Annotated in this window: 17 protein-coding genes; 11 read left to right on the forward strand and 6 right to left on the reverse strand. The window is 53.5% G+C overall.

The features are described 5' to 3' along the window. The first annotated feature begins 97 nt into the window (after window positions 1-97). Together BM427_RS09995 and ruvX are read left to right on the forward strand one after the other, a co-directional pair. On the forward strand, window positions 98-661 hold the full coding sequence (locus BM427_RS09995; RefSeq protein ID WP_090121255.1) for a YqgE/AlgH family protein: 564 nt from the start codon (window positions 98-100) through the stop codon (window positions 659-661). Further along, window positions 661-1,077 (forward strand): Holliday junction resolvase RuvX, encoded by a 417-nt coding sequence (gene ruvX, locus BM427_RS10000; protein ID WP_090121257.1) that lies wholly within the window; start codon window positions 661-663, stop codon window positions 1,075-1,077. Before BM427_RS09995 ends, ruvX begins: the two co-directional genes overlap by 1 nt. A 152-nt stretch (window positions 1,078-1,229) precedes the next feature. Here ruvX and BM427_RS10005 read toward each other — a convergent pair whose 3' ends face one another. Then, the gene (locus BM427_RS10005; RefSeq protein WP_090121258.1) at window positions 1,230-1,922 is read right to left on the reverse strand and encodes an IclR family transcriptional regulator domain-containing protein; all 693 of its coding nucleotides are present in this window, start codon (window positions 1,920-1,922) and stop codon (window positions 1,230-1,232) included. A gap of 65 nt (window positions 1,923-1,987) precedes the next feature. Here BM427_RS10005 and BM427_RS10010 point away from each other — a divergent pair, with 65 nt between their 5' ends. Beyond that, complete coding sequence (locus BM427_RS10010; protein WP_090121260.1) at window positions 1,988-4,246, forward strand: FAD-dependent oxidoreductase; 2,259 nt, start codon at window positions 1,988-1,990, stop codon at window positions 4,244-4,246. Here BM427_RS10010 and BM427_RS10015 read toward each other — a convergent pair. Further along, window positions 4,243-5,223 (reverse strand): type IV pilus twitching motility protein PilT, encoded by a 981-nt coding sequence (locus tag BM427_RS10015; RefSeq protein ID WP_090121261.1) that lies wholly within the window; start codon window positions 5,221-5,223, stop codon window positions 4,243-4,245. The two genes, BM427_RS10010 and BM427_RS10015, sit on opposite strands and share 4 nt — an antisense overlap. A 17-nt stretch (window positions 5,224-5,240) precedes the next feature. On the opposite strand from BM427_RS10015, the gene BM427_RS10020 reads away from it, so the two are divergent. The 5 genes from BM427_RS10020 to hemW are packed head-to-tail and all read left to right on the forward strand — an operon-like array spanning window position 5,241 to window position 8,548. Then, window positions 5,241-5,945, forward strand: a complete 705-nt coding sequence (locus BM427_RS10020; RefSeq protein ID WP_090121263.1) for a YggS family pyridoxal phosphate-dependent enzyme — start codon at window positions 5,241-5,243, stop codon at window positions 5,943-5,945. Window positions 5,946-5,963: 18 nt separating this feature from the next. Then, a complete protein-coding gene (locus BM427_RS10025; protein ID WP_090121264.1) occupies window positions 5,964-6,530 on the forward strand; it encodes a YggT family protein in 567 nt (188 codons plus the stop codon). Continuing rightward, window positions 6,527-6,817, forward strand: a complete 291-nt coding sequence (yggU, locus tag BM427_RS10030) for a DUF167 family protein YggU (RefSeq protein WP_090121266.1) — start codon at window positions 6,527-6,529, stop codon at window positions 6,815-6,817. Before BM427_RS10025 ends, yggU begins: the two co-directional genes overlap by 4 nt. Window positions 6,818-6,825: 8 nt before the next feature. Then, entirely contained in the window at window positions 6,826-7,419 is a 594-nt protein-coding gene (locus tag BM427_RS10035) for an XTP/dITP diphosphatase (RefSeq protein ID WP_090121267.1), read from the forward strand. Further along, window positions 7,412-8,548: a radical SAM family heme chaperone HemW gene (gene hemW / locus BM427_RS10040; RefSeq protein ID WP_090121269.1), complete on the forward strand. Its 1,137-nt coding sequence runs from the start codon at window positions 7,412-7,414 to the stop codon at window positions 8,546-8,548. The genes BM427_RS10035 and hemW overlap by 8 nt, the downstream gene beginning before the upstream one ends. A gap of 52 nt (window positions 8,549-8,600) precedes the next feature. On the opposite strand, the gene wzz(fepE) is transcribed toward hemW, so the two are convergent. The 4 genes from wzz(fepE) to trmB form a co-directional block, all read right to left on the reverse strand. Continuing rightward, window positions 8,601-9,722, reverse strand: coding sequence for an LPS O-antigen length regulator Wzz(fepE) (gene wzz(fepE) / locus BM427_RS10045; protein ID WP_244316547.1), 1,122 nt, complete (start codon window positions 9,720-9,722; stop codon window positions 8,601-8,603). Window positions 9,723-9,949: 227 nt separating this feature from the next. Next, window positions 9,950-10,669 carry a YggN family protein gene (locus BM427_RS10050; RefSeq protein WP_090121270.1) on the reverse strand — a complete coding sequence of 240 codons (720 nt, stop codon included), beginning with the start codon at window positions 10,667-10,669 and terminating at the stop codon, window positions 9,950-9,952. A 55-nt stretch (window positions 10,670-10,724) separates the two neighbouring features. Then, window positions 10,725-11,051 carry a YggL family protein gene (locus BM427_RS10055; RefSeq protein ID WP_090121272.1) on the reverse strand — a complete coding sequence of 109 codons (327 nt, stop codon included), beginning with the start codon at window positions 11,049-11,051 and terminating at the stop codon, window positions 10,725-10,727. Beyond that, window positions 11,051-11,770 carry a tRNA (guanosine(46)-N7)-methyltransferase TrmB gene (gene trmB, locus BM427_RS10060; RefSeq protein WP_090121273.1) on the reverse strand — a complete coding sequence of 240 codons (720 nt, stop codon included), beginning with the start codon at window positions 11,768-11,770 and terminating at the stop codon, window positions 11,051-11,053. Before trmB ends, BM427_RS10055 begins: the two co-directional genes overlap by 1 nt. A gap of 142 nt (window positions 11,771-11,912) precedes the next feature. Here trmB and mutY point away from each other — a divergent pair, with 142 nt between their 5' ends. From mutY to mltC, 3 genes are all read left to right on the forward strand, one after another. Next, window positions 11,913-12,962 carry an A/G-specific adenine glycosylase gene (mutY, locus tag BM427_RS10065; RefSeq protein WP_090121275.1) on the forward strand — a complete coding sequence of 350 codons (1,050 nt, stop codon included), beginning with the start codon at window positions 11,913-11,915 and terminating at the stop codon, window positions 12,960-12,962. Between the two features lie 28 nt (window positions 12,963-12,990). Then, window positions 12,991-13,266, forward strand: a complete 276-nt coding sequence (locus tag BM427_RS10070) for an oxidative damage protection protein (protein ID WP_090121276.1) — start codon at window positions 12,991-12,993, stop codon at window positions 13,264-13,266. Between the two features lie 104 nt (window positions 13,267-13,370). Beyond that, entirely contained in the window at window positions 13,371-14,453 is a 1,083-nt protein-coding gene (gene mltC, locus BM427_RS10075) for a membrane-bound lytic murein transglycosylase MltC (protein WP_090121741.1), read from the forward strand. Window positions 14,454-14,577: the final 124 nt, after the last annotated feature.

Raw genomic sequence — 14,577 nt, forward strand, 5'->3', positions numbered from 1 at the left:
AGGATCCCGCCATGACAGCATTGCCAGGTGACAGCTCCGCGCTTTCCCCCCATACTAGGCTGTCGCTTTTTTGAACCAGGAAACAGAACCTCTGACAATGAATTTACAGCATCACTTTCTTATTGCCATGCCTGCTCTTCAGGATCCTCTCTTTCGGCGCTCGGTAGTCTATATCTGCGAGTACAACGACGAAGGCGCAATGGGGCTGATTATTAATAAGCCGCTGGAAAACCTGAAAGTTGACGGTGTCCTGGAAAAACTCAAAATCCAGCCAGAAGCGCGTGATCCGGCCATCCGCCTGGACAAACCGGTGCTGCTGGGCGGCCCGCTGGCGGAAGACCGTGGTTTTATCCTGCATACGCCGCCCGCCGCATTCGCTTCCAGTATTCGCGTTTCGGATAACACCGTGGTCACCACCTCACGCGATGTGCTGGAAACCCTTGGAACGGCAGAACAGCCGAGCGAGGTACTGGTCGCACTGGGATACGCCTCGTGGGAAAGAGGACAACTGGAGCAAGAGATCATGGATAACGCCTGGCTCACCGCCCCGGCCGATCTCAACATTCTGTTCAAAACGCCGATCGCCGACCGCTGGCGCGAAGCGGCAAAACTTATCGGTATCGATATCTCCACCATGCCTGGCGTAGCGGGGCACGCCTGATGAGCGGAACCTTGCTGGCCTTTGATTTTGGTACCAAAAGCATTGGCGTCGCCATTGGACAACGTATTACTGGCACGGCGCGTCCGCTCACTGCACTGAAAGCGCAGGACGGTACGCCAGACTGGAAGCTTATCGAAAAATTACTGAAAGAGTGGCAGCCGGAAATGGTCATCGTCGGTTTGCCGCTTAATATGGATGGTACCGAACAGCCGCTGACGGCACGCGCGCGCAATTTTGCCAATAAAGTGCACGGTCGTTTTGGCATGAAAGTTACGCTGCATGATGAGCGGTTAAGTACCGTAGAAGCGCGTGCCGGTTTGTTCGAACGCGGAGGTTTTCGCGCGCTCGACAAAGGCAGCGTTGATTCCGCCTCCGCCGTGATCATCCTCGAAAGCTATTTCGAGCAGCACGCCTGATCCCCTCTTCAATTCGGTTTTGTAACAAGCTTACCTGACTACTGCCGCGCGTCGACCGCGGCTTTTTGCCGATCCTTTTCACAGTTTCTGACTGCCCTTTTTGCATTTCCATTATTGTTTCTATAAAAGAAACATAGTAGAGCAAAAATCTGTCAGGCTTTTTCCGTCAAATGGCTGACCAGTGTATGAAGCGCCTGCAAGCGGATTTCAACCTCAGCGTCTTCGATGTTCCACATCCCGGCAAAGGCCAGTGCCGCAGAGTGTACGCCGAGGGGTTTGGCCATCGATACTTCACCATCGTCATGATGCCAGACCACATGACCATGCTGACGTTGCAGAGCCACATGCGGGCCAAGCCGCTGCCACTGCTCGTCAGTAAAGCGTTTTTGCAGTTCATCATCGTTTTCCGCCGCCAACAGCGACATGCCGATGACGGATTGCCAGGCGGGCAGCATGTGAAAACCGGCCAGCGCCTGGCTGACCTGGCTACCAGGTTTGGAGTGATAGATATAAATGACCTGATCCTCCCACAGCACGCCCATCGCCACCACGATGTCTTTCGGCGCGTAGCGTTCAAGCAGAGGGAGTGCCTGGGAGAAAAGCGTCGACCCACGAATCGCCTGCGCCGCCAGCGCATGGATACCAGGCCCTGGCAAATAGCGTCGCTGAGCATCCTGCATGGTCAGGCCGATCGACGCCATGGTCATCAGTAACCGGTTGACGCGCGTGGTGTTAATGCCCATCAGGCGAGCCAGCTCACGGCAACCAATGGCGCGACCACTAGAAACCAGGTATTGCAGGCAGCGGATACCGTCAATCAGGCTTTGGTTAGGTTGTGAGGACATTAAGGATTCGCTTCTCAGATTGCTCGAAATTCGATTTTACCCTCAGTAAAGAAGGATACAAGGTTATGAAGATCTTTCCCCATAGCGAGGTGAGAACCTTTCCGACGCAGCATCTGCACTGCGATCTGTTGGTCGCCGGCGGCGGCCTTGCCGGTCTTTGTGCCGCTCTTGCGGCTGCCCGCGACGGTTTACAAGTGGTGATGATTCAGGATAGGCCGGTGCCTGGCGGGAATGCCTCCAGCGAAGTAAGACTGTGGGCGAATGGTGCCACGTCGCATATGGGGAACAATAACCGCTGGGCGCGTGAAGGCGGCATCATGGGCCAAATCATGGAAGAGAACCTCTGGCGCAACAAAGAGGGTAACCCGGTGATGTTCGATCTGGTCCTCCTGGATTTGGCAAAAAGCCAGTCGGGGTTAACGCTCTTGCTGAATACTGCCGTTTATGAGGTGGAAAAAGAGCAGCAGCATATTACCCGCATCAAAGCCTTCAATCCGATCAATGAAACCTTTTACAGCGTAAATGCGGCGCAGTTTTGTGACGCTACTGGCGATGGTGTGCTGGGTTTTCTGGCGGGCGCTGAATATCGAGAGGGCGCAGAAGACGCACAAGAGCTGGGCGAAAAGATGGCACCAGGGGAGCATTTCGGTCATAAGCTAGGCCATTCGATCTACTTCTATACCAAACAAACCGATGGACCGGTCAACTTTGTGCCACCCTCTTTTGCGCTGCAAGATATAACCGCGATCCCGCGCTACAAGCGGCTGACATCAACGCTGAACGGTTGTGATTTGTGGTGGCTGGAGTGGGGAGGCCGCCTTGATACCGTGCATGAAAGTGAAGAGATCAAATGGGAGTTGTGGAAAATCGTCTGGGGCGTCTGGGATCATATTAAAAACTCCGGCAACTTTCCGGAAGCCGCCAATATGACCATCGAATGGGTAGGCGCAATTCCGGGCAAGCGCGAGAGCCGCCGATTCCTTGGCGATCATTTACTGTGCCAGCAGGATATTATCGATCAACGCGATCACTACGATGCCGTGGCATACGGCGGCTGGTCAATCGACCTGCACCCGGCTGATGGCGTTTACAGTACTCACGACGGCTGCCGCCAGTTTCACAGCAAAGGCACCTACACCATTCCATTTCGTAGCCTTTATAGCCGCTCGCTGGACAATCTGTTCCTCACCGGCAGGTTGATTTCCGCCTCCCATGTCGCATTTGGCAGCGCCCGCGTGATGTGCACCTGCGGCCTGCTGGGTGAAGTGGTGGGACGCGCCGCCGCACTTTGTAAAACAGAGCACCTTACCCCACGTGAATTAGCGGAGCCTGCACATATCGGCTTACTGCAACAGCAGCTACAGGTTAACGGCTGCTATATTCCACGGCGCTGGCTGCACGATCCGGCGTGCGGTGCGGAGGTCAGCGCCAGCAGTGAGTATCAACTGACTGAACTTCCTGCCAGCGGTCGCTGGCACGCATTAACCGGGCGGATGGCACTTCTACTGCCAGTACAGGCTGGCGAACCGTTGCCGGATATCTCATTGTTTCTGCGCGCCAAAACGCCGCAAACGCTGACAGTATCTCTGCTCGGCAGCGCGCGAGCCGGAAATTTCACCCCTGATTATCAATATGAAGAGTGTGTATTACAGGTTTCCGGCGAGGCCTGGCACACCCTGTCATTCCGCTGGCAGAGCGAGCGCGACCAGTATCTGTTTATCGCCTTCGAGGCGCAGGATGCGATCGAGATCGCTCTGACGGATATGCATTTGCCCGGCATGATGACGGTATTTAACAGCCTGAATGTACGCGTGGCGAAACACACTCGTCAGGTTGTCGATGGCGATTATGGCGTCGACGAGTTCGACTTCTGGCTGCCGCGCCGTCATCCGCAAAAAATTATGCCAGCCCTGCGTTTAAGCCTGCCGTTAACAGCCTGGAGCGTACAGAATGTGCTCAACGGACGACTGCGCCCGGAACAACAGACTAATGGTTGGACGCCGGATGCTAATGATCCGACCCCGGAGATTGTCTGGCGTTGGGCCGCGCCGCGCCAGATCCATCAGTTGACGCTGGTGCAGGACAACGACTTTGATAACGCCATGGAGTCGGTACAAATGGGCCATCATTACGCTGTGACGCCCCACTGTATTACGCACTACCGCCTGTGGGCGGGCGATAAACTCCTGGCCGAAGTGCGGGATAATCACCACTCCGTCTGCCAGCACCGGTTCCCCGAACCACTGGCAGCATTAAGCGTACGGCTGGAAATTCTCGCAACTGCAGGCGCCCTGCCAGCGGTTTACTCGCTAAACGTACGTTAAAGCCAGCCCTGCTGAACGCGCTGCTGATGACTCTGCGCAAAGGTCTGCATGCCCAACTGCTGCCCGGTCTGCATCACGCCGGGCAACTGGTGCGTTTTGCCCTCGCGAATCAGATTAGCGACCGCCGGAGAATTAATCAGTAGTTCAAACAGCGCGATCCGCCCTCCCCGCGTGTCTGCTTCCAGCCTCTGTGCCAGCACCGCTTGTAGGCTTCCGGCCAGTTGGCTGCGTACCGGATCTTTCTCCTGTGCCGGAAACGTATCCACCAGACGTTCAACCGCCTGCGCTGCCCCACGCGTATGCAGCGTGGCCAGAACCAGATGGCCGGTCTCTGCGGCGGTCAAAGCCAGACGGATGGTTTCGCTGTCCCGTAGCTCGCCCAGCAGGATCACATCAGGATCTTCACGCAGCGCTGCACGCAAACCAGCAGCGAATGAGTTACAGTGCTGGCCGATCTCACGCTGCTGGATTAAGCAGCGTTTGCTGGTATGGACAAATTCGATCGGATCTTCCAGCGTCAAAATATGCCCATCATGATGTTGATTGAGATGATCAACCATCGCCGCAAGTGTCGTGGATTTGCCGCTGCCGGTGGCGCCGGTCACCAGAATAAGCCCGTTATCCCGCTCCAGCAGAGTGTTCAGCGCAGCGGGCGCGTCCAGCTCTGCGAGCAATGGGCTGCTTTGCGCCAGCAGCCGCAACGCCAGTGAGACACCCTGATGATGGCTGAACGCGCCAGCACGCAAGCGATGTCCGCGCGCAGTGGTAAGGGCGAAATCAACCTGCCCCTGTTCTTGCCATTGCTGCTGCAGCGCACTGCTCAGATGCTTATTGATAAACCCACTGACGTCTGACGTGGGAAAAGGCGCTGGCACCAGACGTCCCTGTTGTCGCCAGCGCGGTGGACAATGACTGCACAGGTGTAGATCCGAGACATTATGCTTTACACTAAGCTCCACTATTTCATCTATATCCATAACGCTATCCTGGAAACATGAACGATATCGCGCATAACCTGGCACAGGTCCGGGACAAAATCTCCGCTGCCGCAACGCAATGCGGCCGTGCCCCAGCAGAAGTTACTTTACTTGCAGTGAGCAAAACTAAGCCTGCGAGCGCTGTCGCAGAAGCCATCGACGCCGGACAGCGCGCGTTTGGGGAAAATTATGTTCAGGAAGGGGTCGATAAGATCCTTCACTTCCGCGAAGCGGGTGTGAAGGACCTGCAATGGCACTTTATCGGGCCGTTGCAGTCCAACAAAAGCCGTCTGGTCGCCGAATATTTCGACTGGTGCCACACTATCGATCGTTTGCGCATCGCCAGCCGCTTAAGCGAACAGCGCCCCACTGACCTACCGCCGCTGAATGTGCTGATTCAGGTCAACATCAGCGATGAGCAGAGCAAATCGGGCATTGCCCTCAGCGAGCTGGATACGCTGGCGGCACAGGTCATTGAATTACCGGGCATTTGCCTGCGAGGTTTGATGGCGATCCCAGCGCCAGAAACGGATTACGCGCGGCAGTTTGCCGTAGCACGGCAAATGGCTGTAGCATTTGAAGCGCTCAAAACACATTATCCAACGGTGGATACCCTGTCGCTGGGCATGACGGATGACATGACCGCCGCCATTGCGGCTGGCAGCACGATGGTGCGCATCGGGACAGCCATTTTTGGTGCGCGCGATTACACGAAAAATTAAGGAATACAGAGGAACGCCATGAAGACGTTGACTTTCCTGCTCTCGACAGTGCTTGAACTCTATACGATGGTTCTGCTGTTGCGCGTCTGGATGCAGTGGGCACGCTGCGATTTTTACAACCCGTTTTCGCAGTTTGTAGTGAAAGCTACACAGCCGATTGTCGGGCCGCTGCGCCGTGTCATTCCGCCGCTGGGGCCGCTGGATAGCGCCTCGCTGCTGCTCGCTTTTATACTCAGTCTTATCAAAGCGATCGTGCTGTTTATGGTGATCACATTCCAGCCGATCATCTGGATTTCGGCGCTGCTGATTTTACTGAAAACCATCGGTCTGATGATTTTCTGGGTGCTGATGGTCATGGCAATCATGAGTTGGGTTAGCCAGGGCCGTAGCCCGGTCGAATACGCTTTAATACAGTTGACGGAACCGTTGCTGCGTCCAATTCGTAATCTGTTGCCAGCGATGGGCGGCATCGACTTCTCGCCGATGATTCTGGTGCTGCTGCTCTACGTCATCAATATGGGCGTTGCGGAACTGCTGCAATCCACCGGCGATATTCTTCTGCCGGGGTTGTGGATGGCACTATGAGTGCCGTTTCTACCTGTGAAGAGGGGCTGGTTTTGCGGCTGTACATTCAGCCGAAAGCCAGCCGCGACAGCATTATCGGGTTACATGGCGATGAACTGAAAGTCGCCATCACCGCTCCGCCTGTAGACGGCCAGGCCAATGCGCACCTGATCAAATACCTCGCAAAGCAGTTTCGCGTGGCAAAAAACCAGGTGGTGATTGAAAAAGGTGAACTGGGCCGCCATAAGCAGATTAAAATTGCCCACCCGCAACAGATCCCGACGGAAGTCGCGGCGCTAATCGATTAGGATCTACTATGCAAAAAGTTGTCCTCGCGACCGGTAATGCCGGTAAAGTGCGCGAGCTTGCCTCGCTATTGAATGATTTCGGCCTCGACGTGGTCGCACAAACTGAACTGGGCGTAGAGTCCGCAGAAGAGACCGGACTGACGTTTATTGAGAACGCCATCCTCAAAGCCCGCCACGCGGCGCAGGTTACCGGTTTGCCCGCCATCGCTGACGATTCCGGCCTGGCGGTTGATGCGTTGCTGGGTGCTCCGGGGATCTATTCGGCGCGCTATTCGGGTGTGGATGCAACCGATCAGCAGAACCTGGAAAAGCTGCTTGATGCGCTGAAATCAGTCCCGGATGAACAACGTACCGCACAGTTCCACTGTGTGCTGGTCTATCTGCGTCATGCGGACGATCCGACACCGCTGGTGTGTCACGGTAGCTGGCCCGGGGTGATCGCACGACAGCCGGCTGGCAGCGGCGGTTTTGGCTATGATCCGATTTTCTTTGTTCCTTCGGAGGATAAAACTGCGGCGGAACTTACCCGCGAAGAGAAAAACGCCATTTCCCATCGCGGTCAGGCGTTAAAACTGTTAATGGAAGCACTGCGTAATGGCTGATTTGCCACCTCTGAGCCTTTATATCCATATACCCTGGTGCGTACAGAAATGCCCATACTGCGACTTCAACTCACACGCACTGAAGGGCGAAGTTCCGCATGACGATTACGTTCAACATCTGCTGAACGATCTCGATGCTGACTCGCCGTGGGCGCAGGGACGTGAAATAAAGACTATCTTTATTGGTGGCGGCACACCGAGTCTGCTGTCAGGCCCGGCGATGCAAACGCTGCTGGATGGTGTACGCGCCCGGCTACCGCTGGCGAACGATGCGGAAATCACCATGGAGGCCAACCCAGGCACCGTGGAAGCAGACCGTTTCGTCGATTACCAGCGTGTGGGCGTGAACCGTATCTCCATCGGCGTGCAAAGCTTCAGTGAAACCAAGCTTCAGCGGCTCGGGCGAATTCACGGCCCGGAGGAAGCGAAACGTGCGGCGAAGCTGGCACGCGGGCTGGGGCTGCGCAGCTTTAACCTTGATTTGATGCACGGCCTGCCGGATCAGTCACTGGAGGAAGCACTGGACGATCTGCGCCAGGCCATCGAACTCAACCCGCCACATCTGTCGTGGTATCAACTGACTATCGAACCCAATACGCTTTTCGGCTCGCGCCCGCCGGTGCTACCGGATGACGATGCGCTGTGGGATATTTTCGAACAGGGGCACCAACTTCTTACTGTGGCTGGCTATCAGCAGTATGAAACCTCAGCCTATGCGAAACCGGGTTATCAGTGTCAACACAACCTCAATTACTGGCGCTTTGGCGATTACCTGGGTATTGGTTGTGGCGCGCACGGTAAAGTCACTTTTGCGGATGGGCGCATTCTGCGAACGGCGAAAACTCGCCATCCGCGTGGGTATATGCAGGGAAAATACCTTGATAAGTTGCACGATGTTGAAGCACAGGATAAACCGTTCGAATTCTTTATGAATCGCTTTCGTCTGCTGGAGCCTGCGCCGCGCGCTGAATTCGCCCGCTATACCGGGCTGGATGAGAGCACGATACGCCCGCAGATCGAGCAGGCGCTGGCATTAAATTATTTGCGTGAATGCGACACATACTGGCAAATAACCGAACACGGTAAGCTGTTTCTCAATTCTCTGCTTGAGTTGTTTCTGGTTGAATAAAGACTTTGGCCCTCTGCACAGAACGCAGAGAGCCGAAAGTATGACAGAAATATTAATGATGCCGTTGCTGCAAAGTGTGTCGCACTAATACCACAGCACTGGCAAGAATCCCACCACACAACGCCGCTAAAATAATAAGTAAAACCCGCCCCGGCCCCTCTTTTTTGGTAGGTAAAGACGGAGAAAGCTGATATTTAAACGGCATGAAAGTGATATCTTTAATATCCAATTTGTCCAGCTCCGCCAGGCGATGCTCACGATAGCGGAAATCTGCATTAAGCCGGGTAACATCGGTAATTGATTGTTCTATTTTAAGCTTTTCAGCAATGCCATCAGCACCCAAAGCAATAGAATAATCCGGGTCATCCTGCACGGATTGCCCATTACTGTACACAGGGCGCTTAATACCGGCAGCATTGGCCACTTCCAGCGAGTAATTGAGTCGCTTCAATTTGGTATCATGGAGCGTATTCATCCGCTCACGCTCCAGCGCCAGCGACTCCCTCTCCGTATCCTTTTTTAAATCTACTTCTTCACGCAAATAATCTAACGTTTCTTTAACAACCAACGCAGAAATATAATTGATGTAGCTGTTAAGAATGTCCCTGGCCTCGCCAGCTACAGGGGCAGTGAAGCTTAGCGTCCAGGACTGGTAAGGCACAGCATCAGCACTTTTCACCGACGTATTATTGACCGCCTTAATCTTGTCTGACAGTAGTACAATGCCACGACGCAGCTCTTCGGCATCAGGATTAGAAGCCATCAGCTTACCGGCCACCAGCGGTGAGGATGTCAGGAACTCTTCGCGCAGTGACTCAGAATTAAACTTTTTCAGGAACAGGTTAAATACTTCGCCTTTATCAAGGGAAGGCTTAACGTCAAGAACATGCAAAGTAGACAGCGTCTTTTGCAACTGGCTCCATTGTGCGTTTTCTGCTGGCGTGATCTCTGCCCGGCTGGTCCATTTTGGCGTTAATAACGCACTAATAAAGAATCCAATCAGAGAAAATATCAGAACAGTCGATATAATGATGCGTTTACTTTTCCACAAGGTACTCATTAAACCGAGCAGATCAATCTCGGTATTTTTGTAGCGCTCAGGAAAACCCTCATAGATGGAGGCGTCATTTTTAGATTGAATATGTAGTGTCATACAGGCAAGCATCGGTTCCATGATTTGAAATTCGATATTATCATCAATAGGAGAATTCTTGAAGTGATATTAACTCGCTGCATTTCAATAACACTAACACAAACCTATGTCAACCCACCTTAATTAATATCAAAAACTGGCTTGAAAATATTTCAGACATGTAATAAATAGCGAGTAAGATAATAAGCCCGACTATTATAGTCGGGCTTATTTGAGCATTCGAAAATAAAAAAGTCTGTAACAGGGGATCACTTCAATCCGGCGGTTAACACTTTGCGATTTTCTTCCAGCGAAACGACACGCTTACAAACGTCTTTGCCAAACTGCTGGAAATCCGCTTCCTGGTTTTTCCATTCATCCTGAATAGCCGTCTGCAAACCACCGAGGCTCCCCAGCACGCTCTGTAGCGGATTACCACCGCTCTTCAGCACGGCTTTCGCACCCATTTCGTTGATGCTGTCCTGCAAAATGCCGCCCATTGCCTGGTTCACCAGTTGCTGACCATTGGCACGCACTTCATCAATCGCTTTGTAGTGGAATGTCAGGCCATCGTTACGATGTTCAATGATGCGGTTCATCTGCTCTTTCAGCTGCATATCCAGCTTGGTCAGACGGTTACGCATGCTGCTGTTTTCTCCCACCTGTTTAACAATGATCGTGTCCAGTGCCACGCGGCTTTTCTCCACGCGACGGCGCGCGCCATCGTCAATCCATGGCAGAGCGCTGCGCAATTCGGCCTGGTAATCCTTCGCCTGCTCGCGCTGCGCAGCAGTTAGCGAAGGTTGCTTGCCGTTAAACATAACATTGCCGTCCGGGGTGATCACCAGGTTACCGTTCTCACCTTTCACCTGCACGGTTTGCGGGCTGATGATCACGTCGTCACGCGGCGTCACGCCACATTGATAATCAGCCTGAGCCGCAAATGCGGTAACCGTAAGAGCCGTCGCCAACAGCGTTTTGCGCATCATAAAAAACTCCTGTAGAGACAAAACGGGCCAGCTAATGCTGGCCCCTTATGCTTTATTAGTCCCACCAAACGTCGAAAAGTTCGCTGATGCGTACCTCGCTCAGTTTGCGGTCTTCCAGCCACTTACGCACAATGGCCTGATGTTCTTCGGTACATTTACCGACTTCCTGCAAACAAATCAGACCGTCCCAGGCCAGATAGCCACTGCCGTCAAACGCCAGCTTATTCGGCTCGATCACTTCCTGAATAAAGTCATCAACGGTTTTATCGATCTGTTCTTCGCTGGTACCTTCCGGAAAACGCCATGCAACGGAAAAACCTACTTCCTGGAATTCGTCGATATGCATTTTTTTACGCAAGCGACGACTGCGGTTTGTTGCCATTATTTCACCCTCTCGAACATTAAGTCCCATACACCGTGACCAAGACGGTGGCCACGCTGTTCAAATTTAGTCACTGGACGCGAATCCGGACGCGGCACAAAGTCATTCGTCGCCGACAGGTTTTTATAACCGTCAATAGAGGACATCACTTCAAGCATATGTTGTGCATAGGCTTCCCAGTCAGTCGCCATATGGAACACGCCACCCAGTTTGAGCTTGCTTTTCACCAGTTCAGCAAACGGTACCTGAACGATGCGGCGTTTATTATGACGTGCTTTATGCCACGGGTCAGGGAAAAACAGCTGCACCATATTTAAAGAATTGTCAGGAATCATTTTATGTAGCACTTCGACCGCGTCGTGGCACATCACGCGCAGGTTCTCAACGCCCTCTTCATGCGCAGAAGAGAGGCAAGCACCGACGCCCGGCGAGTGAACTTCGATACCGAGGAAGTTCTGCTCAGGACGCATTTTCGCCATCTCCACCAGCGAAGCGCCCATACCGAAGCCAATTTCCAGCGTAACCGGCGCCGTGTGGCCAAACAGCGCAACGAGATCCAGCGGCTGTTCGCTAAACTCAACGCCCATCACCGGCCAGTAATTTTCCAGCGCGTGTTGCTGCCCCTTGGTCAGGCGGCCCTGGCGACGGACAAAGCTACGAATCCGGCGCAATGGGCGGCCGTTTTCATCAAATTCCGGTGAAATGACGTCGTTATTCATAAAGTGATCTGCTCGTGAGAGTGTTCAGGAAACGGGCATTATCCAAAGTTAATCGCATGATGCAAGCACCGGAAAGTTCCGGTTTACAGGCCAACGCCTCTGTGCTGCAATCTTTGCCCCTGACAACGCGATTCTGGTGACCATGCAAGCGTCTCAATTTTCAGCCCAGGTTCTGGACTGGTACGATAAATACGGGCGAAAAACCCTGCCCTGGCAAATTGAAAAAACGCCTTACAAAGTATGGCTGTCGGAAGTGATGTTGCAACAGACGCAGGTTGCAACCGTGATTCCTTATTTCCAGCGTTTTATGACCCGTTTCCCGACGGTGGTCGATCTGGCGAGCGCTCCGCTGGATGAAGTGTTACATCTGTGGACCGGGCTGGGCTACTACGCCCGCGCCCGCAATCTGCATAAAGCTGCGCAGCAGGTGACGAACCTGCACGGCGGTCATTTCCCGGAAACTTTTGATGAAGTGGCTGCGCTTCCTGGCGTTGGCCGCTCCACCGCAGGCGCGATCCTATCTCTGTCGCTGGGTAAACATTTTCCCATCCTTGACGGTAACGTTAAACGCGTGCTGGCACGCTGCTACGCCGTTGCGGGCTGGCCGGGTAAAAAAGAAGTGGAAAAGCGGCTGTGGGATATCAGCAGTGAAGTTACACCGGCGAAAGGGGTGGATCGCTTTAACCAGGCGATGATGGATCTTGGTGCTATCGTCTGTACCCGGTCCAGACCGAAGTGCGAATTGTGCCCGTTGCAAACCGGCTGCGAAGCAAAAGCAGCGCAGTCGTGGGCACAATATCCCGGTAAAAAACCCAAACAGACGCTGCCTGAACGTACCGGCTATTTCCTGCTGATGCAGCATAAAGGCGAGGTTTATCTCGAGCAGCGCCCCCCGAGTGGGCTGTGGGGTGGTTTATTCTGTTTCCCACAATTCAGCGATGAAGAGGGGCTGCGCGACTGGCTGGCGCAGAGGAGCATTAGCGCCGATAATCTCAGCCAGCTTGTGGCGTTCCGCCATACCTTCAGCCATTTCCATCTGGATATTGTGCCTATGTGGCTTGGCGTGTCCTCGTTCTCATCCTGCATGGATGACGGCGCGGGTCTCTGGTATAACTTGGCGCAACCGCCATCCGTCGGTCTGGCGGCTCCAGTGGAACGCCTGATACAGCAATTACGCGCCGAAGCGAAGTAGCGTGGCGCGCAAGTAGAGAGGATTTTTTATGAGCAGAACCATTTTTTGTACCTTCCTGCAACGCGAAGCAGAGGGGCAAGACTTCCAGCTCTATCCGGGCGATCTGGGTAAACGCATTTATAACGAGATCTCGAAAGAGGCCTGGAAGCAGTGGCAGCAGAAGCAAACCATGTTGATTAACGAGAAAAAGCTCAACATGATGAATACCGAGCACCGCAAGCTGCTGGAACAGGAGATGGTGAATTTCCTGTTTGAAGGTAAAGACGTGCATATCGAAGGCTATACGCCGCAAGATAAAAAATAAGCGGCTAAACACATGCACGACTGGCAATGTCGCGGAACAGGGAGATATTGCCAGCGCCCGGGCGTCACAGGCGCGTTTCCCCCAACACAACTACATCCGGAATGATGAAAAAATTTTTAGCGCTAGTGATGATCGCGCCGTTACTGATTTCTTGTTCCAGCTCTAACAAATCGGGCGAAGCCTATAACGAAGCCTGGATTAAAGACACTAACGGTTTTGATATTTTGATGGGGCAGTTCGCCCACAATATTGAGAATCTTTGGGGATTTAACGAAGTCCTGATCGCCGGGCCGAAGGACTACGTCAAATATACCGACCAGTACCAGACTCGCAGCCACATCAACTTTGATAAGGGTACCATCACCATCGAAACGATCTCCGGCACCGATCCGGCTGCTCATCTGCGTCAGGCGATTATCAAAACCCTGCTGATGGGTGACGATCCGGGATCTATCGACCTCTATTCCGATGCCGATGATATCCCTATCTCCAAAGAACCGTTCCTTTATGGCCAGGTTCTGGATAACAATGGTGAAGCGATCCGCTGGGAGTGGCGCGCAGCACGCTTTGCAGATTACCTGCTGCAAACCCGGCTGAAAAGCCGCAGCAACGGTTTGCGCGTTATCTATAGCGTGACGCTCAATCTGGTGCCGAACCATCTGGACAAACGTGCGCATAAATATATCGGCATGGTGCGCCAGGCCTCGCAGAAATATGGCGTTGATGAATCGCTAATTCTGGCGATTATGCAGACTGAGTCGTCGTTTAACCCGTACGCGGTTAGCCGCTCCGACGCACTGGGTCTGATGCAGGTGGTACAGCACAGCGCCGGGAAAGATGTCTTCCGCGCGCAGGGCAGATCCGGTACGCCGGATCGCAGCTATCTGTTCGATCCGCAGAGCAATATTGATACCGGCACCGCGTATCTGGCAATGCTGAATAATGTTTATCTCTCCGGTATCAGTAACCCAACATCCCGGCGTTATGCGGTCATCACCGCCTACAACGGCGGCGCGGGCAGCGTACTTCGCGTCTTTTCCAGCGATAAAATTCAGGCGGCCAATATTATCAATACGATGACTCCAGGTGATGTTTACCAGACCCTGACCACCCGCCATCCGTCGGCGGAATCCCGTCGTTACCTCTATAAAGTCAATTCGGCGCAGAAGACCTGGCGTCGCAACTGATCCCGTGCCTCTTTCGTACATTTGTGCGCAAGAGGCATAAGCTCTTCTTCTGCATGATGCAAACGGTTGCGCTAAAGTGTGATATACGTCACCATATGTAAATGCAATCAGAGGAAGTTTGCAT

The organism is Kosakonia arachidis (genome assembly GCF_900116535.1).
Taxonomy (GTDB): domain Bacteria; phylum Pseudomonadota; class Gammaproteobacteria; order Enterobacterales; family Enterobacteriaceae; genus Kosakonia; species Kosakonia arachidis.

Bases quoted from the DNA above. Each gene is read 5' to 3' on its own strand.
- BM427_RS09995 (WP_090121255.1), top strand. From the start codon at position 98: ATGAATTTACAGCATCACTTTCTTATTGCCATGCCTGCTCTTCAGGAT.
- ruvX (WP_090121257.1), top strand. From the start codon at position 661: ATGAGCGGAACCTTGCTGGCCTTTGATTTTGGTACCAAAAGCATTGGC.
- BM427_RS10005 (WP_090121258.1), bottom strand. From the start codon at position 1,922: ATGTCCTCACAACCTAACCAAAGCCTGATTGACGGTATCCGCTGCCTG.
- BM427_RS10010 (WP_090121260.1), top strand. From the start codon at position 1,988: ATGAAGATCTTTCCCCATAGCGAGGTGAGAACCTTTCCGACGCAGCAT.
- BM427_RS10015 (WP_090121261.1), bottom strand. From the start codon at position 5,223: ATGGATATAGATGAAATAGTGGAGCTTAGTGTAAAGCATAATGTCTCG.
- BM427_RS10020 (WP_090121263.1), top strand. From the start codon at position 5,241: ATGAACGATATCGCGCATAACCTGGCACAGGTCCGGGACAAAATCTCC.
- BM427_RS10025 (WP_090121264.1), top strand. From the start codon at position 5,964: ATGAAGACGTTGACTTTCCTGCTCTCGACAGTGCTTGAACTCTATACG.
- yggU (WP_090121266.1), top strand. From the start codon at position 6,527: ATGAGTGCCGTTTCTACCTGTGAAGAGGGGCTGGTTTTGCGGCTGTAC.
- BM427_RS10035 (WP_090121267.1), top strand. From the start codon at position 6,826: ATGCAAAAAGTTGTCCTCGCGACCGGTAATGCCGGTAAAGTGCGCGAG.
- hemW (WP_090121269.1), top strand. From the start codon at position 7,412: ATGGCTGATTTGCCACCTCTGAGCCTTTATATCCATATACCCTGGTGC.
- BM427_RS10050 (WP_090121270.1), bottom strand. From the start codon at position 10,669: ATGATGCGCAAAACGCTGTTGGCGACGGCTCTTACGGTTACCGCATTT.
- BM427_RS10055 (WP_090121272.1), bottom strand. From the start codon at position 11,051: ATGGCAACAAACCGCAGTCGTCGCTTGCGTAAAAAAATGCATATCGAC.
- trmB (WP_090121273.1), bottom strand. From the start codon at position 11,770: ATGAATAACGACGTCATTTCACCGGAATTTGATGAAAACGGCCGCCCA.
- mutY (WP_090121275.1), top strand. From the start codon at position 11,913: ATGCAAGCGTCTCAATTTTCAGCCCAGGTTCTGGACTGGTACGATAAA.
- BM427_RS10070 (WP_090121276.1), top strand. From the start codon at position 12,991: ATGAGCAGAACCATTTTTTGTACCTTCCTGCAACGCGAAGCAGAGGGG.
- mltC (WP_090121741.1), top strand. From the start codon at position 13,371: ATGAAAAAATTTTTAGCGCTAGTGATGATCGCGCCGTTACTGATTTCT.